Source organism: Mycobacterium sp. IEC1808, assembly GCF_002101935.1.
Taxonomy (GTDB): domain Bacteria; phylum Actinomycetota; class Actinomycetes; order Mycobacteriales; family Mycobacteriaceae; genus Mycobacterium.
The window spans coordinates 138,038-163,214 of the sequence record NZ_LQPV01000011.1 but is presented as its reverse complement, the minus strand read 5'-3'; the positions used below and the strand labels follow the sequence as shown (position 1 = coordinate 163,214).

Sequence of the window (25,177 nt, the reverse complement as noted above, 5' to 3'; positions counted from 1 at the left end):
CCGGTTTCAATACGCCGGGTTCGTTGCAGGAGGTTCAGCTGTGAATTGGGGCTCGAAAAGGTAACGGTCCTGCATAGCTGGCGTCAGTGCGGCGCGCCGCCGCCGCGCTGCGGCAGTTCGACGGGCTCGGTGCCGGGAGTCCCCAGTGTCCCGGCCAGCCAGGGCAACGACGCGGCGAACGCCTGCGCGGCAAACGGCCAGTCGTGCCTGCCGGGCTGGGTGACCACCGCGCAGGTGATCCCATTGGCGGTCGCGACGTCGCACAGCGCGTTGGCGGCGGCGTCCTGGCCTTCGGGGTTGGCGGCCGGGTCGGCGCTGGGCCCGGCGATGGCGGAGTTGGCTTCCTCGGCGACGGCGTGCGGACCGGGCGAGGAGGGGACGTCGAACCACCCCGACAGCCCGGTGTAGTGGCCGTGCCGGGTCATGACGGTGGTGGGGTCGAAGGTGGCCCAGGCGGCGCCGTCGCCGCCGAACAATCGGGCGATGGTCTGGTCCTTCGAGCCGATGCTGGGGCTGCGGTCGCCGGCGATGTCGACGAACGCGCTGAACAGCTCCGGATGCATGACCGCCAAATCGACCGCGCAGGTGCCGCCCATCGACCATCCGGCGACGCCCCAGTTGGCTCGGTCGGCGCTCACCCCGAAGTTCGAGACGACGAAGGGCACCACGTCCTTCGTCAGGTGATCGGCGGCGTTGCCGCGGGTGCCGTTGACGCATTCGGTGTCGTTGTCGAACGTGCCGGTGGGGTCGACGAACACCAGCACCGGGGCGAAGCCGTGATGCTGGGCCGCGAAGTCGTCGATGGCGGTGAAGGCGCCGCCGGGGCGTAGCCAGTCGGCCGGGGTGTTGAACGCCGAGCTGATCATCATCACCGCCGGCAGCCGGGGTGGCGGATTGCTGTTGAACCAGGCCGGCGGCAGATAGACCAGCTCCTGGCGGTGCGGGAAGTGCGACGCGTCGGCGCTGATCGTCACGGGCACCACGACGCCCTTGGCGGGCTTGGTCCCCTCGAGCTGCATCGCGGTGACCCTGAGCCGATCGATTTGATCGGGCAGGGGCTGCGAGGTCAGCTGGTCCCAGGCCGCCGCCACGGTGGGGAAGTAGCCGACCCAGCCGTTCAACGCGAGGGCCGCGCACACCGCGCACAGCGGCACCGAAACCACTGCCAGGCCGCGTCGCCACCAGCGGGCGCCCGGCCAGCCGAGGGCCAGCACCGCGACCGCGAGCCCGCTCATCGCGATCCACAGCCACAGCGTCACCGGGGCCGGGTCCCCGGCCACACCGATCGACGTGATGTACCAGTACGACAGCGCGGTAGCCAGGCAAGCGACGCCCAGCGCCACCGGAAGCGCCCAGCCGCGCCAACGGCGCCGCGTCACGCCGATCGCGCCGACGACGACCAGCAGCGCGAGCGCCTGCGCCGCCACCGGCAGCCAGCCATGCAGCAAGGACAGCTGTTCGACGAATGGGGGCAACGGCGGTGACCTTCGTTAAATCAAATCTGGTTGCGAATAACCCACCGGCCAAGGCTTGAAGAACGCGGCAGGCCAGATCAACTATCCCACAGGATCCGTGCGCATCGTGCCCGCGAAGGTGCGCAGTCGCAGGCTGTTGCCTACGACGAATGCGCTGGAGAACGCCATCGCGGCGCCCGCCACCATCGGATTGAGCAGGCCGAGCGCCGCGAGCGGGATCGCGGCGACGTTGTAGCCGAAGGCCCAGGACAGGTTCGCCTTGATGGCGCGCAGGGTCCGCCGGGACAGCCGGATCGCGTCCACCGCGGCGCACAGGTCGCCTCGCACCAGGGTCAGATCCGCGGCTTCTATTGCCACGTCGGTGCCCGTCCCCATGGCGAGCCCCAGATCGGCGCGGGTCAGGGCCGCGGCGTCGTTGACGCCGTCGCCGACCATGGCGACCACTCTGCCCTCGGATTGCAGGCGTTCGACGGCGGCCACCTTGCCGGCGGGCGTCACGCCGGCGACGACGTGGGCGATTCCGACCTGCTCCGCCACGCGCCGGGCGATGGTCTCGTCGTCACCGGTCAGCAGCACGGGCGTGAGTCCCAGGGCCTTGAAGCGCCGGACCGCCTCGGCGCTGGTGGGCCGGACGGCATCGGCGACCACCAGGATCCCGTGTGCGCGGCCGTCCCACCCGACGGCGACGGCGATTTTGCCTTCGGCCTCGGCACGGGCCTTGGCTCCCGACAGTTCCGCGTCGAGCTGCTGGGCCCGGTCGGCCAGCAGGTCTTCCCGCCCGACGACGACGGCATGGCCGTCCACCATCCCGTGCACGCCTTGCCCGCCCACCGCCACGAAATCCCGGGCCGCGGGCAGGGCGTCGAGTTCGGCCCTGGCGGCGGTGGCGATTGCCTGCGCGACGGGATGTTCCGAGGCGTCCTCCACGGCCCCGGCATAGCGCAGCAGCGTTTCGCGGTCCGCGTGCGGCCCGGCAATCACGTCGACCAGGGTCATCCTGCCGGTGGTGACGGTGCCGGTCTTGTCGAGCACGATCGTGTCGACCTTGCGCGTCGACTCCAACACCTCGGGTCCCCTGATCAGCACGCCGAGCTGGGCCGCCCGGCCGGCGCCGACGAGCAGGGCGGTCGGCGTCGCCAACCCGAGCGCACACGGGCAGGCGATGATCAGCACCGCGAGCGCGGCGGTCACCGCGGCGGTGACGGATGCGCCCGCTGCCAGCCACGTCGCGAGGGTGGCCACCGCGACGACCATGACGGCCGGGACGAACACGCCGGAGACGCGGTCGGCCAGCCGCTGCACCCGGGCCTTGCCCGATTGCGCCGCTTCGACGAGGCCGGCCATCTGCGCCAGCTGGGTGTCATCGCCCACGCGGGTGGCCCGCACGACCAGGCGCCCCCCGACGTTGACGGTTGCGCCGGTGACGGCGTCGCCCTCACCGACCTCGACGGGGATGGACTCACCGGTGAGCATCGAGGCATCGACGGCGGAGGAGCCCGAGACGACGATCCCGTCGGTGGCGATCTTTTCGCCCGGGCGCACCACGAACACGTCGCCCACCGCCAGCTGGTTGACGGGCAGCCGGGTCTCCGACCCGTCCCGCAGCACGGCGACGTCCTTGGCGCCGAGCTCGACCAGGGCCCGCAGCGCCGCCCCCGCGCGCCGCTTGGCGCGCTTCTCGAAGTAGCGGCCGGCCAGGACGAACATCGTGACGCCCACGGCAACTTCGAGGTAGACGTGTCCCTTCCCGATAAGCAAGGCGTACAGCGACCCGAGGAAGGCCGAGAGCGTCCCGACCGAAACGAGTGTGTCCATCGTGGCGGCGCCGTGCTTGAGGCTCGCCCACGCGCCCGCATGAAACGGGCGGCCCGCCCACGCGACGGCCGGGGCCGCGAGGGCCAGCGACACCCATTGCCAACCGCGGAACTGGAGCGCGGGCAGCATCGCCAGCGCGATCACCGGGACTGCGAGCACGATCGCGCCGACCAGGCGGGTGCGCAGCGCCGCCAGCTCGCCGTCGTCCGCGGGCGCGGGCGTTTCGGGCCCGGGCTCTGGTCGCGGGAGCGCCGCGGTGAAGCCGGCCTTCTCGACCTCCGCGATCAGCTCCCGCGCGTCGTATCCGAGGGGCAGAGTGACGGCGGCCTTTTCGGTCGCGTAGTTGACCTGGGCGCTGACGCCGTCCAGCCTGTTCAGCTTCTTCTCGATGCGCGCCGCGCAGGAGGCGCAGCTCATCCCCCCGATTTCCAGCTCGACGTTGTTGACCGTGTTAGCGTCCGCCGTCACGCGACCAGGACCGCCCGATAGCCGGCCTCGTCGACCGCTTGCAGCACCGCGCTTGCATCGACCGGAAGGGTGCTCCGCACGACGAGCCTGCCCGTGCCGGCGTCGACGTCCACGCCGTCCACACCGGGGATCCGGCCCACCTCGTCCTTCACGGCAGCCTCGCAGTGCCCGCACGTCATCCCGCTCACCTCATACTCGCGCGTGGTCACGACCCTCCTTTCCGTACGCCCCTGCGGTATAGGCATCACCGATACACGGTATGAGGCAGAACGATTGTGCCTGGTCGGCGGGATAGGGGCGTGCCCGGACTGGGGCTCGGGAATGCGATCAGACGTAGCCCACGCCGATGTCGACCGACACCTGACTGGCGGTGACCAACCTGGACTGGTCGGAGACGAGCCACGCGATCGCGTCGGAGATGTCTTCGGGCTGCGCGATGCCGTCGGGCAGCAGCGGTTTGTGCAGGCCCCGCAGGTGCGGGTAGCTGTCGGCGGCCGATCGAAGCGCGTCGCGCATCCGGCCGGTGCCCATCGGGGTGGCGACCGCCCCCGGGTTCAGACTGTTGACCCGGATGTTGTAGCGGCCGAGTTCGGCGGCGAAGGCGCGCGCCATCCCGACGACGGCATGTTTGCTCGCCGTGTAATGGACCATGAACGACTGCATGTTGATGCCGGCGGCGGATCCGATGAGGATGATCGAGCCGCCGCGACCGCCGTCGATGATGTGGTGAGCGCCGGCCATCACCGTGTTCCAGGTGCCGATCACGTTGGTGTCGATGGTGTCGCGAAACGCTTGGGGGGTGATTTGGTCCCACGGCGCGGGACTGCAGATCCCCGCGTTGGCGACGATGATGTCCAGGCGGCCGAACTCCGCGACGGCCGCGTCGACGGCGGCCGTGAGCGCGTCGAGGTCACGGATGTCGACCGCCGAAGTGATGGCCCTCCGGCCGTTGGCGCTCACGAGTCGCGCCGTCTCGGCCAGATCGTCGGGCGTCGCTGAATCGTAGGGAACGCTGGGCGGCAACGGCCCGGCGATATCGACGGCGATGACGTCGGCGCCTTCGGCACTGAGCCGCACCGCATGCGCTCGCCCTTGTCCCCGGGCGGCGCCGGTAATCAACGCCACCCTTCCCGGAATCGACTGGCTCACCGAACGCCTCCCCGCTGAACATCGTTGTTCGAACAACAGTGTTGTAAAGATTCAATCCGGCGAAGCGTAGCGTCGGGTCCGCGCTGCCGGATACCCGGAAGGAGACCGTCATGACCGTCAACCTTGTCGACGCGGGTCCCCGACAGGTGAGCCGCTCGGTCGAAGTCGACGCCCCGGCCGCCGAGCTGTACGCGATGGCCATCGATCCGCGGCGGCACCACGAACTGGACGGATCGGGTACGGTGGGCGACAACATCAGTGTTCCCGCGGAAATGGCTGTGGGATCGAAGTTTTCGACCAAGATGAAGATGTATGGCGTGCCGTACCGCATCACCAGCAGGGTGACGGCCCTCAAACCCAACGAGCTGATCGAATGGCGCCACCCCGTGGGACACCGCTGGCGCTGGGAGTTCGAACCGCTGTCACCGACGAGGACGCGGGTCACCGAGACGTTCGACTACCGCGAGGCCGGCGCGATCAAGAACGCGCTGAAGTACTACGAGCGGATGGGTTTCCGCAAAGCCAACGCCGAAGGCATCGAGGCGACGCTGGCCAAGCTGCGCGACCGTTACGCGGGATAGTAGATATCCGGGTCCGAGTATTTGGGTCAGTGAACCCAGACGTGTCGCCGACCGTGGTCTCGTCGGGAACGATTGCCCGCCCACCGACCCGCTCGGCGAAAGGATCCCTTCTCGATGATCGACCACGCCCCGTCGCCCGCCCTCACGTCGCATCGGCTCGCCGAGTTGCTGACCCGCGCAGGACAGCTGATCAGCCGTTACGGGTTGGTGGTTGTCCTGGCCTGGATCGGGTTCGGCAAGTACGTGAAGATGGAATCCCGGGTGCTCATCGAGCACAGCCCGCTGATGAGCTGGATTTATCACGTGGCCTCGGTCACCACGGTGGCACGTGGGCTGGGGACGATGGAAATCGTTGCGGCGCTTCTCATTGCGCTGCGACCGGTGTGGCCGCGGGCATCGGTGGTGGGCAGCGCGCTTGCCGTGGTGCTATTCATGGGAACGCTGAGCTTCCTGTTCACCACGCCGGGGGTCGTGTCGACCCACGCCGCCGGCATTCCGGTGCTGTCCGCGCTGCCGGGTCAATTCCTGCTCAAGGATCTCGTTTTGATCGGCGTTGCGCTGTGGACGCTGGGCGACTCGCTCGCGGCTCGAAAAGCGTTCCCCTGAGCAGGTTTTTGGCCGACGCCAGCGTGGCGGCGTACGCGTCCGCGGTCAGGTTGGCCGACCGGTCCGTCAGCCCACGGGCCAGCGCGTAGATCGCGTTGACCGCGGCGCCCGGGTCGGTATCGGGCGACAGCGCTCCCCGCGCCTGAGCGTCCCGGACGATGTCATCGATGGTGTCGCGCAAGCCTTTCAGCCCGGCATGCCCGCGCATCGCGCGTTCGAACGCGGCCAGGTGCGGATATTCGCGCAGCAACCTGTCCAGCTCGTCCAGCATCGCCTCGAGGCGCTCGACGACGTCATCGGAATGCGCCGCGGCGGACCGCACCCGTGGCAACGCGATCTCGTCGATCTCCCGGACGGTCGCCGTGAGCAACTCGGACTTGTTCGGGAAATAGTGGTAGAGGCTGCCGCTGGTCATGTCGGCGGCCTTGGCGATCTCCCGAATTGTCGCCTGGGAGTAGCCCACCTCCGCGACGCAGCGCATCGCCGCGGTGATTATTCGAGCGCGGGTCCGCTCGCCGCTGGCGCCCACCGGGCGCCCCAACTGCGACCGCGCGGGGTTCATGCGGGCGCACCTCCGAGCAGGAACCGGATATTAATTGATCGTTCGATTATATTCGACGGCATGCTAGGTCGCCCGGTCGGCGCCAGCGGCGAGGAGACTCGCCAGCGGATAATCGTCGCCACCATGCGGTGCGTGGCCAGCGTCGGATACTCACGCGCGACCATCCGGGAGATCGCCCGCACGGCCGACGTCACCAGCGCGAGCCTGTACAACTACTTCCCGAACAAGTCCGAGTTGATCAAGGCCGCCGTCGCCGCAAGAACCGAGGTCGCGTTGCCGCGGCTGCGCGAGGCGGCCGGGAGCCCCGGTGACGTCGTCGACCGGATCGAAGCGGTTCTCGACGAATCGGGCCGGTTGATGCGCGAGTACCCCGACCTGGCGGCCTTCGAGTGGGCGATCCGCGCCGAGGGCGCCGTCGATCCCGGGGCGCACGGCGCCGGCTTCCAGGCGTTCCGCGAGATCATCGAGGGCATCGTCGGACGCGCCGGCAAATCGGGTCCGGTCGAAGCGATCTATTCGTTGATCTACGGGCTGACCGAGCTGGCGGCCACGCTGCCGCCCGAGGACTACCACGCGGCGCTCGGCGCGGCCAAGCGGCTGGTCAGGGGCACGCTGCTGGGTGGCGGTCCACCGGCCCATTGATATGATCAAACGATTGATTATATAGTCTCCCCCGGGGTCACGATGAGGGAGCCGATGCCAAGGCCTGCGACCGTTGGGGTGACGTTCGACGTCGACGCGCTGCGCCGCAAGTACGCCGATGAGCGGGCGCGCCGACTGCGCCCGGATGGAATCGCACAGTACGTCGAGACGGCGGGTGCCTTCGCGCGATTCGCCGAAGACCCATGGGTGGACGGCACGTTCACCCGCGAACCGCTCACCGACGAGGTCGACGTCGCAGTCGTCGGTGCCGGGTTCGGCGGCCTGCTGACGGGCGCGCGGCTGCGCGAGCTCGGTGTCCACAGTGTGCGGTTGATCGACAGGGCCGCCGACGTAGGCGGCACCTGGTACTGGAACCGGTACCCGGGGATCGCGTGTGACGTCGAAAGCTACGTGTACATACCGCTATTGGAGGAGCTCGGCTACGTTCCGGCGGACAAGTACGCCCGGGGTTCGGAGATCTTCGCCCATTGCCAGCGCATCGCCGAGCACTACGACCTCTATCGCGACGCCTGCCTGCAAACCGACGTACACGAGATCCGTTGGGATTCAAATGCTTCACGCTGGATCATCCGGACCAACCACGGGGACGAGATGCGGGCCAAGTTCGTCTCCATGGCCAATGGTTACCAGGCCAAGCCCAAGCTGCCCGGGATCGCCGGCCTCGGCAGTTTTCGCGGGCCGACCTTCCACACCAGCCGGTGGGACTACCGCTACACCGGCGAAAAGCTGGAGCACCTGGCGACAAAGCGCGTCGGGATCATCGGCACCGGCGCCACCGCGATCCAGTGCGTGCCGCACCTCGCCGCGGCGGCGCGGCATCTCTACGTGTTCCAGCGCACACCGTCATCCGTCGACGTGCGAGCCAATCGGCCCACGGACCCGCAGTGGGCCAAGGCATTACGGCCGGGCTGGCAGGCCGAGCGCATCCGCAACTTCCAGATCCTGACGGCGGGCGGTCAGGCCGACGAGGATCTGGTCGCCGACGCGTGGACGAGCATCACCCGCAAACTTCCCGTCATGCGCCAGGACGGCGCCGGCCCCGCCCCGAACATCGAACTGGCCGACTTCGCCAAGATGGAGGAGATCCGGGCGCGCGTCGACGAGATCGTGATCGATCCCGCGACCGCCGAGGCGCTCAAACCGTGGTACGGCTACTTCTGTAAGCGGCCGTGTTTCCACGACGAATATCTGCAGACCTTCAACCGAGACAACGTCACGCTGGTCGACACCCGCGGCCGCGGGGTCGAGCGCATCACCGAGGCCGGCGTCGTCGTCGACGGAACGACGTACGAACTCGACTGCCTGATCTTCGCGACCGGATTCGAGGTCGGCACCGACTACTGCCGGCGCACCGGGTTCGAGCTGATCGGCCGCGACGGCGTGACGCTGACCGACCGGTGGCGCGACGGCGTGCGCACCTTCCAGGGCTTGTGCGCCAACGGGTTTCCGAACTGCTTCATCGAAAGCATCGCCCAGGCGGGGCTCACCGTGAACTTCCCCTACCTGCTGGACGTGCAGGCCAGCCACGCGGCGTGGATCATCGCGTGGGCGCTGGAGCGCGGCGTCAGCGAGATCGAGGCGTCACGCGAGGCGGAAGCTGCGTGGGTCGACCTGGTGGTGGCCCGCTCGACGGCGACCGCCGAGCGGGCCAGGACCTGCACCCCCGGCTACTACAACCGGGAAGGCAAGGCGGACGCCAAGACTCGGCAGGGCAGCTTCTTCATCGGCGCACCGACCGAGTACGCGGACCTGCTCCAGGCGTGGCGGGCGAAGGGGAACCTCGAAGGGTACGACGTCCGCAGCGGAAAGGCCGGGCCGTGACGAGCCGAGGCGCTCGCCGGCGCTATGCGGTCGGCCGGCTGCGGGCGGCCACGCGCCGCCGACGCCCGCCCAAGGTGGCGATCATCGGGGCCGGCTTCGGCGGCCTCGGCGCGGCGGTGGCGCTACGCCGCGCCGGCCTCGACGACCTGTTGATCATCGAGGCCGGCGACGGGGTCGGCGGCACCTGGCGCCGCAACACCTATCCCGGCGCCGCCTGCGACATCCAGAGCCACCTGTACTCATTTTCCTTCGCGCCCAACAAGTCCTGGAGCCGCACGTACGCTCGTCAGCCCGAGATCCTGGCCTACCTCGAGTCCGTGGCCGACGACTTCGACCTGCGCCGCCATCTCATGCTCGGCACCAAAGTGCGCTCGATCCGGTGGGACTCCGACGCGTGGTGCTGGGACTGCGAGGTGGACCGCGCGGGGCAAGCCGAGACGCTGAGCGCCGACGTCGTCGTCTGCGCCGTCGGATTGTTCGGATCGCCGAAGCGTCCCGACATCGCGGGGCTGACCGACTTCGGCGGCTCGCTGATGCACACCGCACAGTGGGATCACGGCATCGAGCTGGCCGGCAAGAAGGTGGCGGTGATCGGCACCGGCGCCAGCGGCGTGCAGGTGGTCCCGGAGCTCGCGAAGACCGCGGAACGCGTGACGGTGTTCCAGCGGACCCCGCCGTGGATGGTGCCCAAGGACGACCGGCCTTACACCCCGGCCGAATTGGCGCGCTTCCGGCGTGATCCCCTGGCGGTGCGCCGCGCCCGTTGGCAGATCTGGAAATTCCAGCACGACAACACCGCCACCTTCGCCGACGACCCGGTGGTCGCCGCGCGCACGCACGTCGCGACGTCGTTCTTGGAGCGCACCGTGGCCGACGGGCGGCTGCGCCGCGCGCTGACGCCGGACTATCCGTTCCGCTGCAAGCGGGTGCTGCTGGGCGACGACTATTACCGCGCGTTGCAGGCGGACAACGTCGAGCTGGTCACCGATCCCATCGCGCGGGTCACCGAGACGTCGGTGCTGACCGCGGCCGGCCGGACCGTCGACGTCGACGTGATTGTGCTGGCGACCGGCTTCGAAACTTCGCGCTACCTGTCGGGGATCGACGTGGTCGGCGTCGACGGTCAACGGCTGCACGAGCACTGGGGCGCCGACCCGAGCGCCTATCTGGGGGTGGCCGTCGCGGGCTTCCCGAACTTCTTCATGCTCTACGGCCCCAACACCAACCAGGGCGGCAACTCGATCGTCTACATCCTGGAGGCGGGCGCGCGGCTGGTGGCCAGCGCCGTCAGCCGGGTGGCGCGCCGGGGCGGCTACGTCGACGTGCGCCCGGAGGCCGAAAAGCGCTACAACGAAGCGCTTTCCGCGGATCTCGAGCGCACCGTGTGGACCCGGTGCGACAGCTACTTCCGTTCTCCCACCGGCCGCATCGTGACCCAATGGCCCTATACCGAACTGGAATACGCGCGGCGCACCTGGCGGCTGCGGTCGCACGATTGGTGGCACCGCTCAAGAGCTGCTTCGCCGCTTCCGCGGCCTCCTCGGCACGCCGATCCGGCTCGCCACGTTGTCTATCGCCCTGCGGACCGCCTACATGCCGAAACCGATTCCAAAGGAACGTAATTGGAGGCCTCTCAGCGGGCGGGATCGTCGGCCACCTCGATGTCGCCGGCCTTGGCCGCCGCGCGCAGTTGATGGAAGTCGTCGAGCGACTTGTCGGCGTATGCGTAGCTCCACTCGGCGATCGCCTCGTGCAAGGTGTCGCCGGTGCCCGCATAGCCGCGCATTATTGACGCGTTGGCGCTCTGGGAGTGCGCCCGCGCCAGCAGTACCGCGCACGCACTGACGTATTCGCTGAACGTCGAGGGTGACATGCCTTCGGTGTCGACGGAGCCTTTCATGTCGTGGAATTGCCGGACGTAGTAGTCGCGGCCGTCCTTGCGCGTCGCGCCGAGGAAGACGTCCGACATCGCCTGCAGGATCTGCTGGCCATCGATGACGCGAACGCCCTGGCCGCTCGCCTCGACGGCCGCATTGAGGCTATCCGGTTGGGCCCAACGGCCGTACTCGTCGAGCACCGATCGAGTGGCCTCTTTGATCTGCAGGATCAGCGGCGTGCCGTTGGGCCCCACCAGGATGACCAGGTAACACCGGGTGCCGACGCTGCCGACGCCGACCACGCGCAGCGCGACATCGGTAATGCGGAAGTGCGACAGCAGCAGCGCAACGTCGGCCGGGACCGCCGTCAGGTACTCCTGGACCGCCTCCACCAACGGCCCTTCGGTCTCCTCGTCGACATGTTGGAGTACCGGCGGCGCCTCCCGCAGCCGTGGGGTTCCGTCGGGCCCAATTTCGGTGATCCGCTTGAAGACTCGCGCCGAGGTACGGGTGCGTGCCCGGGATATCGTCTTCTGGATCACCGCCTGCAGGCCCTTGGACACCGCCCCGGTGTAGTGCTCCGGTTCCACCCGCAGGTAGTAGCGCTGCAGGACGTCCATCTCCTCGAGCATCGCCGTCAAACTCGCTTGGTAGCTCACCAATGCCTGTTCGACGCAACCGCGAATGGCCTTGACCGGGTATCCGGCGTGGCGTCCCCCGACGATCGCGCTGGTGATCAGGCGTTTGACGTCCCATTCGGAGGGCGCGACCGCGGCCTCGTCAAAGTCGTTGAGGTCGAAGATTATTGAGCGATCCGGCGCGGCATATACGCCGAAATTCGAGATGTGAGCGTCGCCGCAGCACATGATTTCGATCCCGCTGGTCGGGCCTGCGGCGAGGTCGGCGGCCATCACCGCCGCCGAGCCGCGGTAGAACGAGAAGGGGTCGGCGAGCATTCGGGCAAAACGCAGCGGGACGAGTTCGGGCAGCCGGCCGGCGTTTTGGGCGACGAGGATCTCGGTGGCCGATCGGTTCGCGGGAGTCAACCGCGCCAAAGAACGCCGGGGGGCGGTCTTGCGCAGGGCCCGCCCGCGCGCCACGTCCTGCTCGGGTACTTCGAGTTCGATCAGGCGGTCACGCAAAGCCCGCTGCGGCATCTGCTCAGCATAGGTACGGGGCGCGTTTCGCAGTTAGCTTCAGGGTGATTCTCAACGCTGTGCCGAAGTGGCCCGATCGTTAACATCCTTGAAAGTATTGGTGCCGGACAAAATGGTCCGGCGTTTGCTGTGAGAGGACGCCTGGATGTTGAAAGCGCGTCCGGCGTTCGAGCGTTTCCGCCCCCGGTTGCGCATCGGCTGGCTCAACGTCGTCGGGGTGGTCGCCCTCGTCCTCGCCGCCACCGCGATCGTCGTCAAGAACGCTCCCGGCGCGGGAACCAACCAAATCCTCAACGTCTCCTACGACCCGACGCGTGAGTTGTACGCGGCGATCGACAAGGCATTCATCCCGCAATATCGCGCGCACACCGGAATCAGCTTGGACATCAAGGAATCTCACGGCGGTTCGGGCCGTCAGCTGCGCAGCGTCCTCGACGGCAGCCAGAAGGCCAGCGTGGTGTCGCTGGCGCTGATCAGCGACGTCGAGACGCTGAGCAAGCGGGGGCTGGTCGCCCCCGACTGGCAACGGCGGCTGCCGCACAACTCGGTGCCGTACACCTCGACAATCGTCTTTGTCGTCCGCAAGGGCAATCCCAGGGCCATCCACGACTGGCCCGACCTGATCAAGGGCGACGTGTCCGTGGTGACCCCCAACCCGCGCAGTTCGGGCAACGGCCAGCTCAGCGTCCTCGCGGCCTGGGGCTCGGTCACCACCCGGGGCGGCAGCCACGCCCAGGCGACCGACTACGTGCGGTCGCTGTTGCACCACGTGGCGGTCTCGGATGCCGGGGCGCGCGGTGCGGGCGACAGCTTCACGCTGGCGAAGATCGGCGACGTCCAGCTGACCTGGGAGAACGAGGCGCTGCGCGAGGTCGCCGCCAACAAAGACGAACTGCAGCTGGTCTATCCGCCGGTCAGCATCCTTGCCGAACCCGCCGTGGCCTGGGTCGACGCCAACGTCACCGATCCGAAGTCGGCGACCTACGCCAAGGCCTACCTCGACTACCTGTTCACCGACGCCGCGCAAGAACAGGTGGCGCAATACGGTTACCGCCCGTTCAAGCCGGAGATCCTGGCCAAACATGCCGACCGGCTGCCCCCGCTCGCGCTGTTCCCGATCACCGCCATCGCCAAGGACTGGAGCGACGCGCGCGAGCAGTTCTTCGGCATCAACGGAATCCTCGACACGATCTCGGCGCCGCCGGGTGCGGCGTCCGCGACCTGACGGAAAGACCGAACGCAACGTGGGCTTGGCGCTGAATTACGACCTGGTGAAGGGCCGGCACGATCTCATTGCCGGCCTGACCGTTGCCGCCATCTCGTTCCCCCAGGCGATGGCGTATGCGTTGATCGCCGGCGTGGACCCAAGGTTCGGGGTCTATTCGGCGATCGTCGTGACGATCGTCGCGTCGATCTTCGGCTCGTCGTCGCATTTGATCAACGGGCCGACGAGCGCCATCTCGCTGCTGGTCTTCGGCGCCCTGGCATTCATCGATTCGGAGAACAGCACCCAACTCTTCGAGGGGTTGTTCCTGCTGGCCGTGCTGGTCGGCGGATTCCAGATCGTGATCAGCCTGTTCAAGCTCGGCAACCTGACCCGCTACATCTCCGAGTCGGTGATCATCGGCTTCATGGCTGCGGCGGCGTTTCTGCTCGCCGCCGGGCAGCTGGGCAACGCACTCGGGGTGCGCGACAAGGGAAACGGGCACATGCAGGTCTTGCGCCGGGTATGGCTCACCCTCACGCATGGCGACGCGATCAACTACCGCGCCCTGACGCTCAGTGTCGCCGCGGTGGTCCTGGCGGTCGTGCTGCGCCGGCTGGTCCGACGCTACGGGTGGCCGCAGGTCGACATGCTCGCCGTGCTGATCGTCACCGCCCTAACCGCCTACGTGGCGGGGTGGTCGATTCCGGGCGCCAACGGACATACCGCGGTCGCGGTGGCCGCGAAGATCCCGCGCAGCCTGCCGGCCCCGCACATTCCGGAGGTCCACATCGACTGGCTGCCTGAGCTGTCCTCCGGCGCGCTGGCGATCGCATTCGTCGGCATCATCGAGGCACTGTCGATCGCCAAAGCCATTGCCTACCAAACACAACAGCAGATCGACTACAACCGGCAGATCATGGCCGAGGGTCTGGCCAACCTCACCGGCGGCTTCTTTCAAAGCCTGCCGGGCTCGGGCTCGCTGTCACGATCGGCGATCAACTTCCAGTCCGGCGGGTTGACCCGGTTCTCCGGGATCGTCTCGGCCGGAACGGTTGCCGCGGCACTGCTGGTGTTCGCGCCGCTGTTGCGCTATGTGCCCCAGGCGGCGCTGGCCGGGCTGCTGCTCGTCACCGCCGCCCGCCTCGTCGACTTCAAGCGCCTGATCTACACGCTCAAGGCGTCGCGCTATGACGCCGGCCTGGTGCTCGTCACCGCGTTCACGGGAGTGGCGATCGATCTCGACAAGTCGGTTCTGCTGGGCGTGATCCTGTCGATCCTGCTGTTTGTGCCCCGCGCGGCGAAGCTGAAGGCCAAAGAGCTGATCGTGACCCCCGAACGCGTGGTCCGCGAACGCATCTCGGGCGACCCGACCGATCCCTCGATCGTCATCTACGACGTGGAAGGCGAGCTGTTCTTCGGCGCCGCACCGGAATTGGATCGCTACCTGTCGGACATCAGACAGCGGGTCGACAGCGACGGCATCCGGTTCGTGGTGTTGCGGCTCAAACGGGTGCGCCATCCCGACGTCGTCTGCATCGAGCGCATCGAGCACTTCCTGCGCGAGGAGGCGGCGCGCGGTGTCACCGTCCTGCTCGCCGGAGTGCGCGCCGATACGCTCACGCTGCTGAAAAACGTTGGTTTCCAAGGTTGGTTTCCCGCGGAGCACGTCTTCCCCGAGGAAGACGAGGAATACTCCGCGACACTCAAAGCGGTGCGCTACGCCCACAACGGGCTGTCGGAACCGGCCCCGCCCGCAGACCTGTATTACCTGGTCTGAGGATCAACCCTTGGCCGCGGCCACCCTGGCTCGCTCGGTCATCGAGGCGATCACCCCGCCGTCATTGAGGATGTCGGTGCCGGTGAGGTAACCCGCTTTGTCGCTCGCGCAGAACGCGAGTAGCTCCGCCATCTCCTCGGCCTTGCCCCAACGCGGGACGGCCACGTCGGCGACCATGGCGCCGGCCCCGGCCTGCTCCTCCAGCCGGCCCATCTCGGTGTCGGTCGACCCCGGCGAGACGGAGACGATGCGCAGCCCGCGCGCATTGAATCGCTCCGCCTGTGCCTGGCTGTACCACTTGACGAAGGTCTTGCTCAGCGCGTAGGCGATGCCGGAACGGACATCCTCGGGCGCGACGTCGCAGGCCGCCAGCATGGCGCCCATAAAGGCCTCGGGGTCTTCCAGGGCCAGCGGAAATTGGTGTGCCGGAACGATTTCCGCGGGGAGCATGTAGGCCGACATGGACGCCACGTTGACGATCACCGCGCCTTCACCTGCGATCGCGTAAAACGCCTCGTTGACGTTGACCGTGCCGACCGCGTTGGTCCGCATGACGTAGTCGGCGGCACCCATGCTCGGACTGACCCCGGCGGTGTGGATGACCGAGGCCACCGCCCCGAGCTTGGTTGCGGTGTCGAGCAGTGCATCGACCGCGCCCCGGTCGGTGACGTCGCAGTTGACCGCCGTGGGCGTCATCCCGAGGCCTTCCAGGGTCGCGGCCGCGGCATTCAGGCGGTCCTGCCGCACGTCGCAGAGGACCACGGTGTGGTCGCGGCCAACGATTTTGGCCGTGGCCAGACCCATGCCGCCAGCGCCGCCCGTGATTACCGACACTCGATTCATACGTGGACCGTATACGCACAGCGCCTTCGCAGCGCGGGCCGGGTTATCGCGCGCTAGCCCGTGAGCGTGGGGCGCTCCCCCTCATGATGCGGGTGGCCCGTGTGGCGGATCGCTCGGCCGACGAACGGCGCCCGGAACGTGGCAATCAGGTGGCTGTGGTTGACGATCAGGCCGACGACCGCCACCGCGGTATAGACACCGCAGAGCAGCAGCCGCTCCTGCGTCGAGACCAGCGGGAACTGGACGAAGAACAACCCCAGCAGCGCGCCCGCCGCGAACCGCCCGAAACGCAGCCCCAATATCAGCGCCACCCCCATCAGCGTCTGGGTCGCCGTCAGCAGCACTTCCTCGACCTGGCGGGAGTCGAGCGCCAGCGAGGGGCCGCCGCCGCCGAGGAGGTGGGCCACGGGCAACGATCCGATCAGCAGCGTCCACTGGTTGACCTTGGAGGAGATGAGCGTGGCGATCGCCGCGGTGCCCTTGCCGCGGGAGGCGAAGATGACCGCGATGATGAACTCGGGCGCCTCCGATGCCAGCGGTGCGAGCCACTGGACGAGCAGGAACCGGTCGATGCCCAACTCGGTGCCCGCCGCGACGAGGTTGTCGGCGAACGGCTTGGCGCACAGCAGGATCACGGCGCCCGACGTGACGAACAGGCCGATCACGGCGATGCGCCGGGTGCGGTCGGGCAGCTCCCCGAGGGCGGCCGCGGTACCGATGAGATCGGGCTCCTCCACGTCGCCGTGGCCGATCTTGTACAGATAAAAGCCGAACCAGGCCAGCAGTACCAGCCCCAGCGCCAGGTGGATCTGCCCGGTCGCGGGCATCACGAACGCGACCACTCCGGCGACGAGCAGGAAGCCGAGTTCGACGCGATTGGCGGGCTCGAGGGTCACGCCGCGGGATTTGGGGCTGCCCGCTTTTCGCGCCACCATGATGCTGACCAGCACCACGACCGGCCAGCCCAGCCCCATCAGGAGCCGGTTGGACCCGGTCATGTTGGCGGCGGCGTACTGGGTGTAATCCGGATCGTGGCCGGAAACGTAGGCGTAGTAGAGGTCGACGGCGTATTCGGGCAGCACCGCCACCAGCGCCAGCACCGCGATCGCCAGTCCGCCGGAGACGTCGATCTGCGCGGTCTCGGCGGCCCACGCGAGCAGGAAGCTGGCCGCGACCACCGCGGACCCGTAGATCAGCAGCGCGGCGACCGGGTCCAGGTGCAGGCCGATGATTCGGATGACCAACGCCGGGGCGATGAAGGTCGCGGTGATCAGCGCCGAACGGGTCAGGGTGAACCGCCGCGCCCGCGATGTCGCCGCGACCGTGGCGGCGGGTGAGTCTGTGGCCGGCATCGTCATCCTTCAGCTCGAAGAGGGGTGCCGATCAGTGGTGGGTGCTTGGCTCGTATGCCCTGGCGAACTGCTCCCAAACGTACCCGCGGAACCATGGGCCAGCAACGCGACGGGATCGGCAAAGGAGCCGTACAACGCATTCCGTCTTCGCTGGCCACGCCAATCGGGGTGAAAAGTTCGGGCTGGCTGATCTGAAACTTTGGCAAACCTTTTAGGCGTTGTGGTGCCGTTTTGAGCTGCCCACGCCGCGGGCCGCCGCGTCTCGGGCCACGGATGTGTCGACGGGTGCACAGATAGCTCGATCAACTTCGGGGAAGTGCACTCCGCCGGACAACCGTGGAACATCAACATTCACTACGACGCGTTGCTGGATTCCAAGGTTCCCGGCGGAGCCCGTCGGGTGCCGGGTGCTGATCTCGTGGCGCGCCCCCGGCTAGCCCGGCGGGCCCATCGCCGCGGCCGCGGCCTGTGCGAAGAGTTCGACCGCCTGCTTGCGCGTCAGTGAACTCGCCAGCTGCTCGGCGGCGCGCATGACGTCGCCGACGAACCAGGTTGGGCCGTTCGCGAGGTTGTCGAACGCCTCCGCGATCACGTCCTCCACGGCGACGGCGCCCGGTGGGGTCTCGTCGGGCGAACTGATCTGGCCGCGGCTGTGCTCGAGCCGGCGCAGCGCGGGCGTGTCCGTCTTGCCGAGGATCAGGCCCACCACGTCGACGCCTTTGTCGTGCAACTCGGCCCACAACGCCTCGGCGAAGACCATGTCGAACGCCTTGGACGCGCCGTAGGCCACCATGTTCGCCCCGCCGGCCAGCCCGGCGCCGGACCCGAAGATGACGATGCCGCCGCTGCCCCGCTCGACCATGGCGGGCGCGAAATGGTGACACAACTGCATCGGCACCATGCAGTTGCGTTGCACCATCGCCTCGGCGGCCTCGATCGGGTTGGCAAGGAACGGTTCATAGTTCGGGTCGGCACCGGCGCAGTACACGAGGAAGCCGATCTCCAGATCGCTGGTCGCCGCCGCGATCGCCGACGCCGCGCCCGGCCCCGCGAGGTCGATCGCGAGGGTGCGTGTTTCGGCAGAAGTCTTGGAATTGATCTCCGCCGCAACGCGATCCAGTTCCGATTGGCGGCGGGCCAGGAGTACGACGTTGACGCCGCGCTCAGCGAGCCCCGCGGCGAACGCGGCGCCGAGACCGTCGGAAGCCCCGGCGACCAGCGCCCACGGCCCGTACTTGGTTGCGAATGTCATCTAAGGGGTCCCCACTGTAGCCACCCGCACCACGGTGAACCGCCGCCGCGCGATGCGCCATCCGTCGGCGGTGCGGACGATGTCGTCGTCGTAAAAGCCGATCCCGTTGGCACCGGATTGGTTGTCGGCGAACATGATCAGCGCATCGACATAGGTGCGCGCCGTGGCCTGGTCGCCGTCGATCGTGATGACCTGGTTGGTCAACCGGTGCAGCGTATGCCCCGCCAAGGCGTGCGTCTTCTCCATGAAGTCCGTGACGGCGTCAACGCCGTTCCATGCGCCGATCTCGCCGTAGTCGAGCTGGCAGTCCTCGGTGAACACCGTTCGAAACAGCGGCCAGTCGCGTCGGTCGATCCCCGTCGCATAACGAGTCAGCAGATCCGAAATCTCCTGCCGATCGCCGTTTTCGGTCATCGGACGTCTCCATTCGGATGGACCACGGTGCGCGGTGGTCCTTGGGATCTGCGGCCCCAGCTCGAGCGCCGGGCACCTCGTCCAGGCAGCAACGCATCAGCCTCGTTTATTATCTCGAATAATCGATATAGAGTTTCGAATGTTCGGTGCAACCATATGAACCTCGCGGTAGAGGAGTCAAGACATTCGCGGATCGCCGTCAGCGCCGACCGCCCGCGTGCTCGACGTGGTCGAGTTCCTGGCCCGGTCCCCGGATGCGCCGCTACGCTTCTCCGACGTCGTGCGCGAGTTGGATCTCACCCAGGCGACGGCCCACGCGATCCTCAAGACGCTGTGCGACCGGGGCTGGGTCAGCCGCGACCCCGTCACGAAGACGTTCACCCTGGGTCCCGCGCTGGCCGTGGTGGCGGCGCGGACCGACACCGCGCGTCCCCTGGCGCACGCCGCGCGTTCCGCGGCGCTGCGACTCTCCCGTGAAGTCGGCTACGCCGGTTCTGTGGTCGAGCGATTCGGTGACTCGTTGGTCGTGACCGCCTTCGAGGGCGACCCCGCGACGCAGCCCGCGGGCATCCCGGGTGATCGGATCCCCTACGCCCCGCCGTTCGGCGTCGCCCTCGCGGCGTGGGACGGGGAGGAGGAGCAACGGGCATGGATCCGTCGCGGCGCCGGCGACAACATCGATCGCACTCAGCGCCTCGAACGCGTACTGGAGCACACGCGGGAGCGGGGCTTCGACGTCGACTGGACGACGCCCGCGCTGGCGCAGGCCGTCCAGGCGGTCGGGACGCTGGATCAGCACGAGATGCCGACTCCCGTGCGGCACATTCTGGATCAGCTGCTGGTCGAGTTCACCACCATCGGCTTCCTCTCCGACGACAACCCCGGCCGGCGCAAGCAACCCGTGGTCACAATCGCCGCGCCGGTCTTCGACCATCGTGGGCAGGCCGCCCTGATGCTGGCCGTGCATCCGTTGTGCCCGCTCAGCGCGAGGCAGATCCGGCTCATCGGCGAGAAGCTCACCGACGAAACGGCGGCGATCACGCGATCGCAACGGCATGCGGTGGATCGCGCCGTCTAAGTCAGCGATCCGGATATCAGAGCGTCATCACCAAAACACCTGCAGTACAGCCCGTCTCGTCGGCATCCCGGTATGCCGCAGAGCCGCCGTCTCCCGGCCTGATGGGCGCTACGTCTCCTCGCGGCCGGGAACTCCCGCGTCGAAGGCGTTGAGCGTCACGGCAACCATGGAGAAGCAGCCCACCAGAAAAACGATCTCGGCGGCCCCTTGCTCGCCGAACCGCGCGACGGCACGTCGGTAGGTGGTCTCGGGCAGCACACCGCCGCGGTTAAGCGCGGCCGCCATGTCGTACGCGGCGCGTTCGTCGCCGGTCAGGTCGGCGGGGCGCCCACCGGCGGCGACGGTGGCGATCTTGTCGTCGGACAGCCCCGCGCGGCGTGCGAAGTACTCATGCCCGTAGATCTCGTACCGCGCCCCGAACTTCGCGGCGGTGACCAGGATGACCAATTGATGGACGCTGCCGGGCAGCACGGCATGCTCCCACAGCGATCTGTTGAAAGCCCAAGCCGACGAGCCGAATTGGGGAAAATGCAGCCAACCGTTGAACGGCCCGACCAGCGCGCCGTCGCCGCGGTAGGCAATGAGTTCGCCGAAGCCGCTGTCGATTACGGCGCGCATGTCGGCGTACAGGGCTTGCTGTGCGGCGGTCAAACCGCTCGGTGGCAACAGCGGAAGTCGCACCGGCTCCCTCCCCCTACGTGATCGCGGTTGTCTTAACCCAGCCAATCCCCGGAACGCCGACGAGTCCACGACGGGCTTTCGACCAGTGCTAAGTCACGCTTCCTACCGCAGGTAGAGCCACTTAAGCTCGTCTCATGGAACTGCGGCAGCTGGGCTACTTCGTGGCGGTTGCCGAGGAGTTGCACTTCGGTCGGGCGGCCAGGCGGAAACACATCTCGGGACCGGCTCTCTCGCAACAGATCATCGCCCTCGAGCGCGAGTTGGGCGCCGAGCTGTTCGCGCGAGACCGGCGCAGCGTCCGGCTGACGGAAGCCGGACGCACCTTGCTGCCGGACGCGCGGAGGATATTGGCCCTGGCCGACGACGCCAAGCGTCGACTGCAGCTGGCGGCGGCCGAAAGCACGCCGGTGCGGCTCGGTTACGTCAGCTGGCTGCCCGACGACATCACCAGCTTGCTCGGGCCCGAGGTGGCGCTGCGAGTCGATGAATGGGTGCTGCCGTCGCACGCGCAGGCCGACCGAGTGGCGGAGGGCACGCTCGATGTCGCGCTGGCGTGGGTGACCGCCGAGCAGGTCAAGCAACGCGGGCTGACGGCACACCTGCTGCGTGTCGAACCCCTGCAGGCCGTGCTTCCCGGCGTTGGATCACCGGAACCGATTGCCGCGCAACGGGTCAAGGTCCTCGTCGACGCCGACGAGTCGGCATGGTCGTCGTGGAATCGGTTCGCCGAGGAGTTCGCGGCCCACACGGGCGCGCGGATCGTCAGGATTGACGACGGCGGCGTCACGGGTGACGCCTTTTACGCCCATGTGCGCAGGATCGGCGCCCCGGTGCTCGCTTCACCGAAGCGACATACCGCGGTCATTCCGCCCAGCCTGGGCGAGCGTCCCGTCGCCGCGCCGACACCCCTGTGGACGTGGTCGTTGTTGCACCGCCAAGACGATGATCGGGCCGGTGTGCGTGGGGTGGTGGACGCGCTGCTGACGACCGCGCGGGGGCACGGTTGGCTCACCCCGCCCACCGACCGGTGGTGGGCTCCCGCCGACGACCCGCACCGCGACGCCCTCGCCTCGGCCGCCGAACTGCGGTAGGAACTCCCGTCGAGCACTGGTAAGAGATCGGTCCTGGACTTCCGTGTCGTTGCGGCGCTTCAGTGGAGTCAACGACGGGAGGACGAAACCCCATGGCGCATAACTACGTTGTCGACGAGCTCGCCGGCTTTGTCGTCGGCGCCCAACAAGAGGACCTGAGCGGGCAACCCCGGGCCTTGCTGAAACGCAACGTGCTGGACAGCGTCGCCTGCGCCGTCGGCTCGCTGGACGGTGAGCTGATCACCACGATTCGCGAACACACCGACCAGTTCAGCGGGGTCCCCACCGCGACGCTCGTCGGTGGCGGCCGGGCCTCGGTCGATCAGGCGGCGTTCTTCAACGCGGTCCTGGTGCGCTATCCGGATCTGCTCGACACCTATCTGACGATGGGGGGACTGTGCCATCCGGCCGACAACTTCGGTGCGATCCTGGCGGTGGCCGAGCATGTGAACGCCACCGGGGCGGATTTCCTGCTGGCGCTCGCGCTCGCCTACGAGATCCAATGCCGGTTCAGCGCCCAGGTTCCCGTGATGGCGCGCGGGCTCAATCACGCACTGCAACTGGCGATGTCGGTCGCGGCGGGATCGGCCAAACTGCTGGGGCTCGACGCCGAGCAAACCGCCAACGCGATTGCCGCCGCCACCGTCGACAACGTGTCCCTGGCGGCCGTGCACGCCGAACCGGTCTCGAACTGGAAAGGCATCTCGCCCGCGATAACCGGCATGCGCGCGGTATACACGACGATGTTGGCCGCCCGCGGCGTCACCGGACCCAAATCGCTGTTCGAAGGCCCGCACGGCCTGGTGCAGCTCTTCGATCAGCCGATTGACTTCCACACCGCCGACCGCGCACTTGCCTGCGTCGAGCAGACCTACTTGAAGCAGTACTGCTCACTTATCCACGGGCAGGCCATCATTGACGCGGTCTTGGCGATCCGCGGCGATAACGACCTGCGCGGCGAGGACGTCGCGCGGGTGAGGCTCGAGGTCTTCCAGGGCGCCTACGACTTCGCCGGCGGGGGAGCGTACGGCGCCAAGGATCACCCGCTGACCAAGGAGCAGGCCGACTACAACCTGAAATACCTGAGCGCGGTTGCGCTGCTCGACGGGGGTGTCGGTCCCGGACAGATCGAGTCGGACCGCCTGTTGCGCGGCGACGTTCAGGACCTGCTGGCCCGGGTCGACCTCAAGCCCGCGCCCGACCTGACCGCGGACTACCCGCAACGCACCGCGGCCCGCGTGCACGTGCTCACGCGCGACGGGCGGGAATTCAGCCGGGAGCAGAGCGATTACGAGGGATCGCCCACCCGGCCGATGTCCTGGGAGCGTGTCGTCGACAAGTTCGGTTGGCTCGCCGAGCCGTTCTGCGACGAGGCGCTGCGCGACGACATCGTCGCCGCGGTCGATCGCCTGGACGAGATCCCGGTCGCCGAGTTCGCCGCCCTCCTCGGCGCGGTCAGCCCGAGCGCCCGGCGTCGCCGCAGCAGGGCACGCTTCTGACGCTCGCTGCGCGCGTCCCCTTGCATGGTTCGCTGCGGGCGTTCAATGATCGGCCATGCGCAAAGATCGCGGCATCAACCGGTGGGAACTGATCACCTGCGCGCTGGCGGGGCACGTGACGTACGCGCCGGACGAGAAGGGGCTGGCCGAGCGGCTCAGCGGCACCACCGGGCTGGGCGAAGTCTGGCGTTGCCTGCGCTGCGGTGAATTCACCGTCGGCGAACCACACGGCCGCGGCCACGCCGACGACGCCCCGATGATCATGCGCGGCAAAGCTTTACGCCAGGCCATCATCATCCGTGCGCTCGCGGTCGAACGGCTGTTTCGGGCCGTGGTGATCGCGCTGGCCGCGTATGCCGTCTGGAAATTTCGCGGCGCCCGCGGGGCCATCCAGGCCACCCTGGACCGTGACCTGCCGATCTTCCGCGCGGCCGGGTTCAAGGTCGACCAGATGACGATCGTGCACGAGCTGGAAAAGGCGCTGGCCGCCAAGCCGTCCACCTTGGCGCTGCTGACGTTGATGCTGGTCGGCTACGCGCTGATCGAGGTCATCGAGGGCGTCGGCCTGTGGTTGCTGAAGCGCTGGGGCGAGTACTTCGCGGTGGTGGCCACCTCGGTGTTCCTGCCCCTGGAAATCCATGACCTCGCCAAGGGCATCACGATGACCCGCCTGGTCACCTTCACGATCAACGTGGCCGCCGTGATCTATCTGCTGGTATCGAAGCGGCTGTTCGGCCTGCGGGGCGGTCGCAAGGCCTACGACGAGGAGCGCCGCGGCGAGCAGCTGCTCGACGTCGAGCGCGCCGCCACCGCGACCTGAATGGGCACCTATGCGATCACCGGATCGGCGTCCGGGATGGGCCGCGAGGCCGCGCAGCGGCTGCGGGCCGACGGGCACACCGTGATCGGAGTCGATGTGAAAGACGCCGAGGTGGTCGCCGACTTGTCGACGCCGCACGGCCGCGAGGCGGCCGCCGCCGGAATCCTGGCGGCCTGCGGCGGCAGGCTCGAGGGCGCCGTGCTGGCCGCCGGCCTGGGCCCGAGCCGGGGCCGGGATCGGGCGCGCCTGATCGCCCAGGTCAACTACCTCGGCGTGGTGGAACTGCTCGTCGCATTGCGCCCCGCGCTGGCCGCGGCTGACCGCGCCAAGGTCGTCGTCGTCTCCAGCAACTCCACGACGACGGTGCCTGCGGTACCGGGCCGGACGGTGCGCGCGTTGCTCGCGCACGATGCCGACCGGGCGGTGCGATCCGTGCGGCCGTTCGGGCCGGCCGCGCCCACGATGATGTATGCGGCCTCGAAAATCGCCGTGGCACGTTGGGTCCGACGCCACGCGGTGCGGCCGGAATGGGCCGGCTCGGGAGTGCGCCTGAACGCCCTGGCGCCGGGCGCCATCATGACGCCGATGCTGCAAGAGCAGCTGGCGGACCCCAGGCAGGCCAAAGCGGTCCGATCGTTCCCGGTACCGGTCGGCGGTTTCGGAGACGCCGGGCAATTGGCCGACTGGATGCGTTTCATGCTATCCGATTCGGCCGACTTCCTTTGCGGCAGCATCGTTTTTGTTGACGGCGGGACCGACGCGTACTTCCGCGCCGACGACTGGCCGAAGGCGTTGCCGGCGCGCCGGCTGTTCGGCTATCTGCGGCGGTTCAGGACCGGCATGTGACGAGCCCGCTGCGCCACCGAGTATGTGCCTTACGCCACAACGCGGCTTTTCGCGACGTTTACCGCGGCGCGGCGCGCCCGTAAAACCGCTGGGGTGCAATTCAATGAGTCGGCGAACTGGCCGAATGGACAAGGGACGGACAA

Annotated in this window: 23 protein-coding genes; 12 read left to right on the top strand and 11 right to left on the bottom strand. The window is 68.2% G+C overall.

From position 1 onward, the window contains the following. Positions 1–83: 83 nt before the first annotated feature. The 4 genes from AWB92_RS07430 to AWB92_RS07415 all read right to left on the bottom strand — a co-directional run bounded on the left by AWB92_RS07430 (position 84) and on the right by AWB92_RS07415 (position 4,907). Positions 84–1,475, bottom strand: a complete 1,392-nt coding sequence (locus AWB92_RS07430; protein ID WP_193791392.1) for an alpha/beta hydrolase-fold protein — start codon at positions 1,473–1,475, stop codon at positions 84–86. An 81-nt stretch (positions 1,476–1,556) separates the two neighbouring features. Continuing rightward, the gene (locus AWB92_RS07425) at positions 1,557–3,758 is read right to left on the bottom strand and encodes a heavy metal translocating P-type ATPase (RefSeq protein WP_346962943.1); all 2,202 of its coding nucleotides are present in this window, start codon (positions 3,756–3,758) and stop codon (positions 1,557–1,559) included. Beyond that, positions 3,755–3,967 (bottom strand): heavy metal-associated domain-containing protein, encoded by a 213-nt coding sequence (locus AWB92_RS07420; protein WP_085184835.1) that lies wholly within the window; start codon positions 3,965–3,967, stop codon positions 3,755–3,757. Before AWB92_RS07420 ends, AWB92_RS07425 begins: the two co-directional genes overlap by 4 nt. Before the next feature lie 118 nt (positions 3,968–4,085). Continuing rightward, on the bottom strand, positions 4,086–4,907 hold the full coding sequence (locus AWB92_RS07415; protein WP_085184730.1) for a mycofactocin-coupled SDR family oxidoreductase: 822 nt from the start codon (positions 4,905–4,907) through the stop codon (positions 4,086–4,088). 110 nt (positions 4,908–5,017) lie between these two features. Here AWB92_RS07415 and AWB92_RS07410 point away from each other — a divergent pair, with 110 nt between their 5' ends. Both AWB92_RS07410 and AWB92_RS07405 read left to right on the top strand, forming a co-directional pair. Continuing rightward, positions 5,018–5,488: an SRPBCC family protein gene (locus AWB92_RS07410; RefSeq protein ID WP_085184729.1), complete on the top strand. Its 471-nt coding sequence runs from the start codon at positions 5,018–5,020 to the stop codon at positions 5,486–5,488. 114 nt (positions 5,489–5,602) lie between these two features. After that, positions 5,603–6,094, top strand: a complete 492-nt coding sequence (locus AWB92_RS07405; protein WP_085184728.1) for a DUF417 family protein — start codon at positions 5,603–5,605, stop codon at positions 6,092–6,094. On the opposite strand, the gene AWB92_RS07400 is transcribed toward AWB92_RS07405, so the two are convergent. Beyond that, positions 6,018–6,656, bottom strand: coding sequence for a TetR/AcrR family transcriptional regulator (locus AWB92_RS07400; RefSeq protein WP_085184727.1), 639 nt, complete (start codon positions 6,654–6,656; stop codon positions 6,018–6,020). The genes AWB92_RS07405 and AWB92_RS07400 overlap by 77 nt on opposite strands. 60 nt (positions 6,657–6,716) lie before the next feature. Here AWB92_RS07400 and AWB92_RS07395 point away from each other — a divergent pair, with 60 nt between their 5' ends. Genes AWB92_RS07395 through AWB92_RS07385 form a run of 3 tightly spaced genes read left to right on the top strand, consistent with a single transcriptional unit; the run spans position 6,717 to position 10,762 of the window. Beyond that, positions 6,717–7,298, top strand: coding sequence for a TetR/AcrR family transcriptional regulator (locus tag AWB92_RS07395; protein ID WP_085184726.1), 582 nt, complete (start codon positions 6,717–6,719; stop codon positions 7,296–7,298). A 54-nt stretch (positions 7,299–7,352) separates the two neighbouring features. After that, positions 7,353–9,140 carry an NAD(P)/FAD-dependent oxidoreductase gene (locus tag AWB92_RS07390; RefSeq protein WP_085184834.1) on the top strand — a complete coding sequence of 596 codons (1,788 nt, stop codon included), beginning with the start codon at positions 7,353–7,355 and terminating at the stop codon, positions 9,138–9,140. Further along, positions 9,137–10,762, top strand: coding sequence for an NAD(P)/FAD-dependent oxidoreductase (locus tag AWB92_RS07385; protein WP_085184725.1), 1,626 nt, complete (start codon positions 9,137–9,139; stop codon positions 10,760–10,762). The genes AWB92_RS07390 and AWB92_RS07385 overlap by 4 nt, the downstream gene beginning before the upstream one ends. 11 nt (positions 10,763–10,773) lie before the next feature. Here AWB92_RS07385 and AWB92_RS07380 read toward each other — a convergent pair whose 3' ends face one another. After that, positions 10,774–12,174, bottom strand: coding sequence for a DUF2252 domain-containing protein (locus tag AWB92_RS07380; RefSeq protein WP_085184724.1), 1,401 nt, complete (start codon positions 12,172–12,174; stop codon positions 10,774–10,776). Between the two features lie 145 nt (positions 12,175–12,319). Here AWB92_RS07380 and AWB92_RS07375 point away from each other — a divergent pair, with 145 nt between their 5' ends. Next, positions 12,320–13,399, top strand: coding sequence for a sulfate ABC transporter substrate-binding protein (locus tag AWB92_RS07375; protein WP_085184723.1), 1,080 nt, complete (start codon positions 12,320–12,322; stop codon positions 13,397–13,399). 19 nt (positions 13,400–13,418) lie between these two features. After that, entirely contained in the window at positions 13,419–15,158 is a 1,740-nt protein-coding gene (locus AWB92_RS07370; protein WP_085184833.1) for a SulP family inorganic anion transporter, read from the top strand. 3 nt (positions 15,159–15,161) lie between these two features. On the opposite strand, the gene AWB92_RS07365 is transcribed toward AWB92_RS07370, so the two are convergent. The 4 genes from AWB92_RS07365 to AWB92_RS07350 all read right to left on the bottom strand — a co-directional run bounded on the left by AWB92_RS07365 (position 15,162) and on the right by AWB92_RS07350 (position 19,019). Next, on the bottom strand, positions 15,162–16,001 hold the full coding sequence (locus AWB92_RS07365) for an SDR family oxidoreductase (protein ID WP_085184722.1): 840 nt from the start codon (positions 15,999–16,001) through the stop codon (positions 15,162–15,164). 53 nt (positions 16,002–16,054) lie between these two features. Next, complete coding sequence (locus AWB92_RS07360; RefSeq protein WP_085184721.1) at positions 16,055–17,359, bottom strand: sodium:proton exchanger; 1,305 nt, start codon at positions 17,357–17,359, stop codon at positions 16,055–16,057. Between the two features lie 427 nt (positions 17,360–17,786). Then, complete coding sequence (locus tag AWB92_RS07355) at positions 17,787–18,605, bottom strand: SDR family NAD(P)-dependent oxidoreductase (protein WP_085184720.1); 819 nt, start codon at positions 18,603–18,605, stop codon at positions 17,787–17,789. Next, a complete protein-coding gene (locus AWB92_RS07350; RefSeq protein ID WP_085184719.1) occupies positions 18,606–19,019 on the bottom strand; it encodes a nuclear transport factor 2 family protein in 414 nt (137 codons plus the stop codon). It lies immediately after the preceding gene. Between the two features lie 217 nt (positions 19,020–19,236). On the opposite strand from AWB92_RS07350, the gene AWB92_RS07345 reads away from it, so the two are divergent. Continuing rightward, positions 19,237–20,097, top strand: coding sequence for a helix-turn-helix domain-containing protein (locus AWB92_RS07345; RefSeq protein ID WP_085184718.1), 861 nt, complete (start codon positions 19,237–19,239; stop codon positions 20,095–20,097). 108 nt (positions 20,098–20,205) lie between these two features. On the opposite strand, the gene AWB92_RS07340 is transcribed toward AWB92_RS07345, so the two are convergent. Next, positions 20,206–20,778: a carboxymuconolactone decarboxylase family protein gene (locus AWB92_RS07340; RefSeq protein WP_085184717.1), complete on the bottom strand. Its 573-nt coding sequence runs from the start codon at positions 20,776–20,778 to the stop codon at positions 20,206–20,208. 134 nt (positions 20,779–20,912) lie between these two features. Between AWB92_RS07340 and AWB92_RS31020 the strand changes: the two genes are divergently transcribed. From AWB92_RS31020 to AWB92_RS07320, 4 genes are all read left to right on the top strand, one after another. Continuing rightward, on the top strand, positions 20,913–21,869 hold the full coding sequence (locus AWB92_RS31020) for a LysR family transcriptional regulator (RefSeq protein WP_085184716.1): 957 nt from the start codon (positions 20,913–20,915) through the stop codon (positions 21,867–21,869). Positions 21,870–21,961: 92 nt separating this feature from the next. After that, complete coding sequence (locus AWB92_RS07330; protein WP_085184715.1) at positions 21,962–23,368, top strand: MmgE/PrpD family protein; 1,407 nt, start codon at positions 21,962–21,964, stop codon at positions 23,366–23,368. Positions 23,369–23,423: 55 nt separating this feature from the next. Further along, on the top strand, positions 23,424–24,188 hold the full coding sequence (locus AWB92_RS07325) for a DUF2127 domain-containing protein (protein WP_085184714.1): 765 nt from the start codon (positions 23,424–23,426) through the stop codon (positions 24,186–24,188). Beyond that, the gene (locus AWB92_RS07320) at positions 24,189–25,034 is read left to right on the top strand and encodes an SDR family oxidoreductase (protein ID WP_085184713.1); all 846 of its coding nucleotides are present in this window, start codon (positions 24,189–24,191) and stop codon (positions 25,032–25,034) included. It begins immediately after the preceding gene. The last annotated feature ends 143 nt before the right edge of the window (positions 25,035–25,177 follow it).

Bases quoted from the DNA above. Each gene is read 5' to 3' on its own strand.
- AWB92_RS07405 (WP_085184728.1), top strand. From the start codon at position 5,603: ATGATCGACCACGCCCCGTCGCCCGCCCTCACGTCGCATCGGCTCGCC.
- AWB92_RS07395 (WP_085184726.1), top strand. From the start codon at position 6,717: ATGCTAGGTCGCCCGGTCGGCGCCAGCGGCGAGGAGACTCGCCAGCGG.
- AWB92_RS31020 (WP_085184716.1), top strand. From the start codon at position 20,913: ATGGAACTGCGGCAGCTGGGCTACTTCGTGGCGGTTGCCGAGGAGTTG.
- AWB92_RS07400 (WP_085184727.1), bottom strand. From the start codon at position 6,656: ATGAACCCCGCGCGGTCGCAGTTGGGGCGCCCGGTGGGCGCCAGCGGC.
- AWB92_RS07325 (WP_085184714.1), top strand. From the start codon at position 23,424: ATGCGCAAAGATCGCGGCATCAACCGGTGGGAACTGATCACCTGCGCG.
- AWB92_RS07350 (WP_085184719.1), bottom strand. From the start codon at position 19,019: ATGACCGAAAACGGCGATCGGCAGGAGATTTCGGATCTGCTGACTCGT.
- AWB92_RS07380 (WP_085184724.1), bottom strand. From the start codon at position 12,174: ATGCCGCAGCGGGCTTTGCGTGACCGCCTGATCGAACTCGAAGTACCC.
- AWB92_RS07320 (WP_085184713.1), top strand. From the start codon at position 24,189: ATGGGCACCTATGCGATCACCGGATCGGCGTCCGGGATGGGCCGCGAG.
- AWB92_RS07360 (WP_085184721.1), bottom strand. From the start codon at position 17,359: ATGACGATGCCGGCCACAGACTCACCCGCCGCCACGGTCGCGGCGACA.
- AWB92_RS07355 (WP_085184720.1), bottom strand. From the start codon at position 18,605: ATGACATTCGCAACCAAGTACGGGCCGTGGGCGCTGGTCGCCGGGGCT.
- AWB92_RS07330 (WP_085184715.1), top strand. From the start codon at position 21,962: ATGGCGCATAACTACGTTGTCGACGAGCTCGCCGGCTTTGTCGTCGGC.
- AWB92_RS07390 (WP_085184834.1), top strand. From the start codon at position 7,353: ATGCCAAGGCCTGCGACCGTTGGGGTGACGTTCGACGTCGACGCGCTG.
- AWB92_RS07375 (WP_085184723.1), top strand. From the start codon at position 12,320: ATGTTGAAAGCGCGTCCGGCGTTCGAGCGTTTCCGCCCCCGGTTGCGC.
- AWB92_RS07365 (WP_085184722.1), bottom strand. From the start codon at position 16,001: ATGAATCGAGTGTCGGTAATCACGGGCGGCGCTGGCGGCATGGGTCTG.
- AWB92_RS07410 (WP_085184729.1), top strand. From the start codon at position 5,018: ATGACCGTCAACCTTGTCGACGCGGGTCCCCGACAGGTGAGCCGCTCG.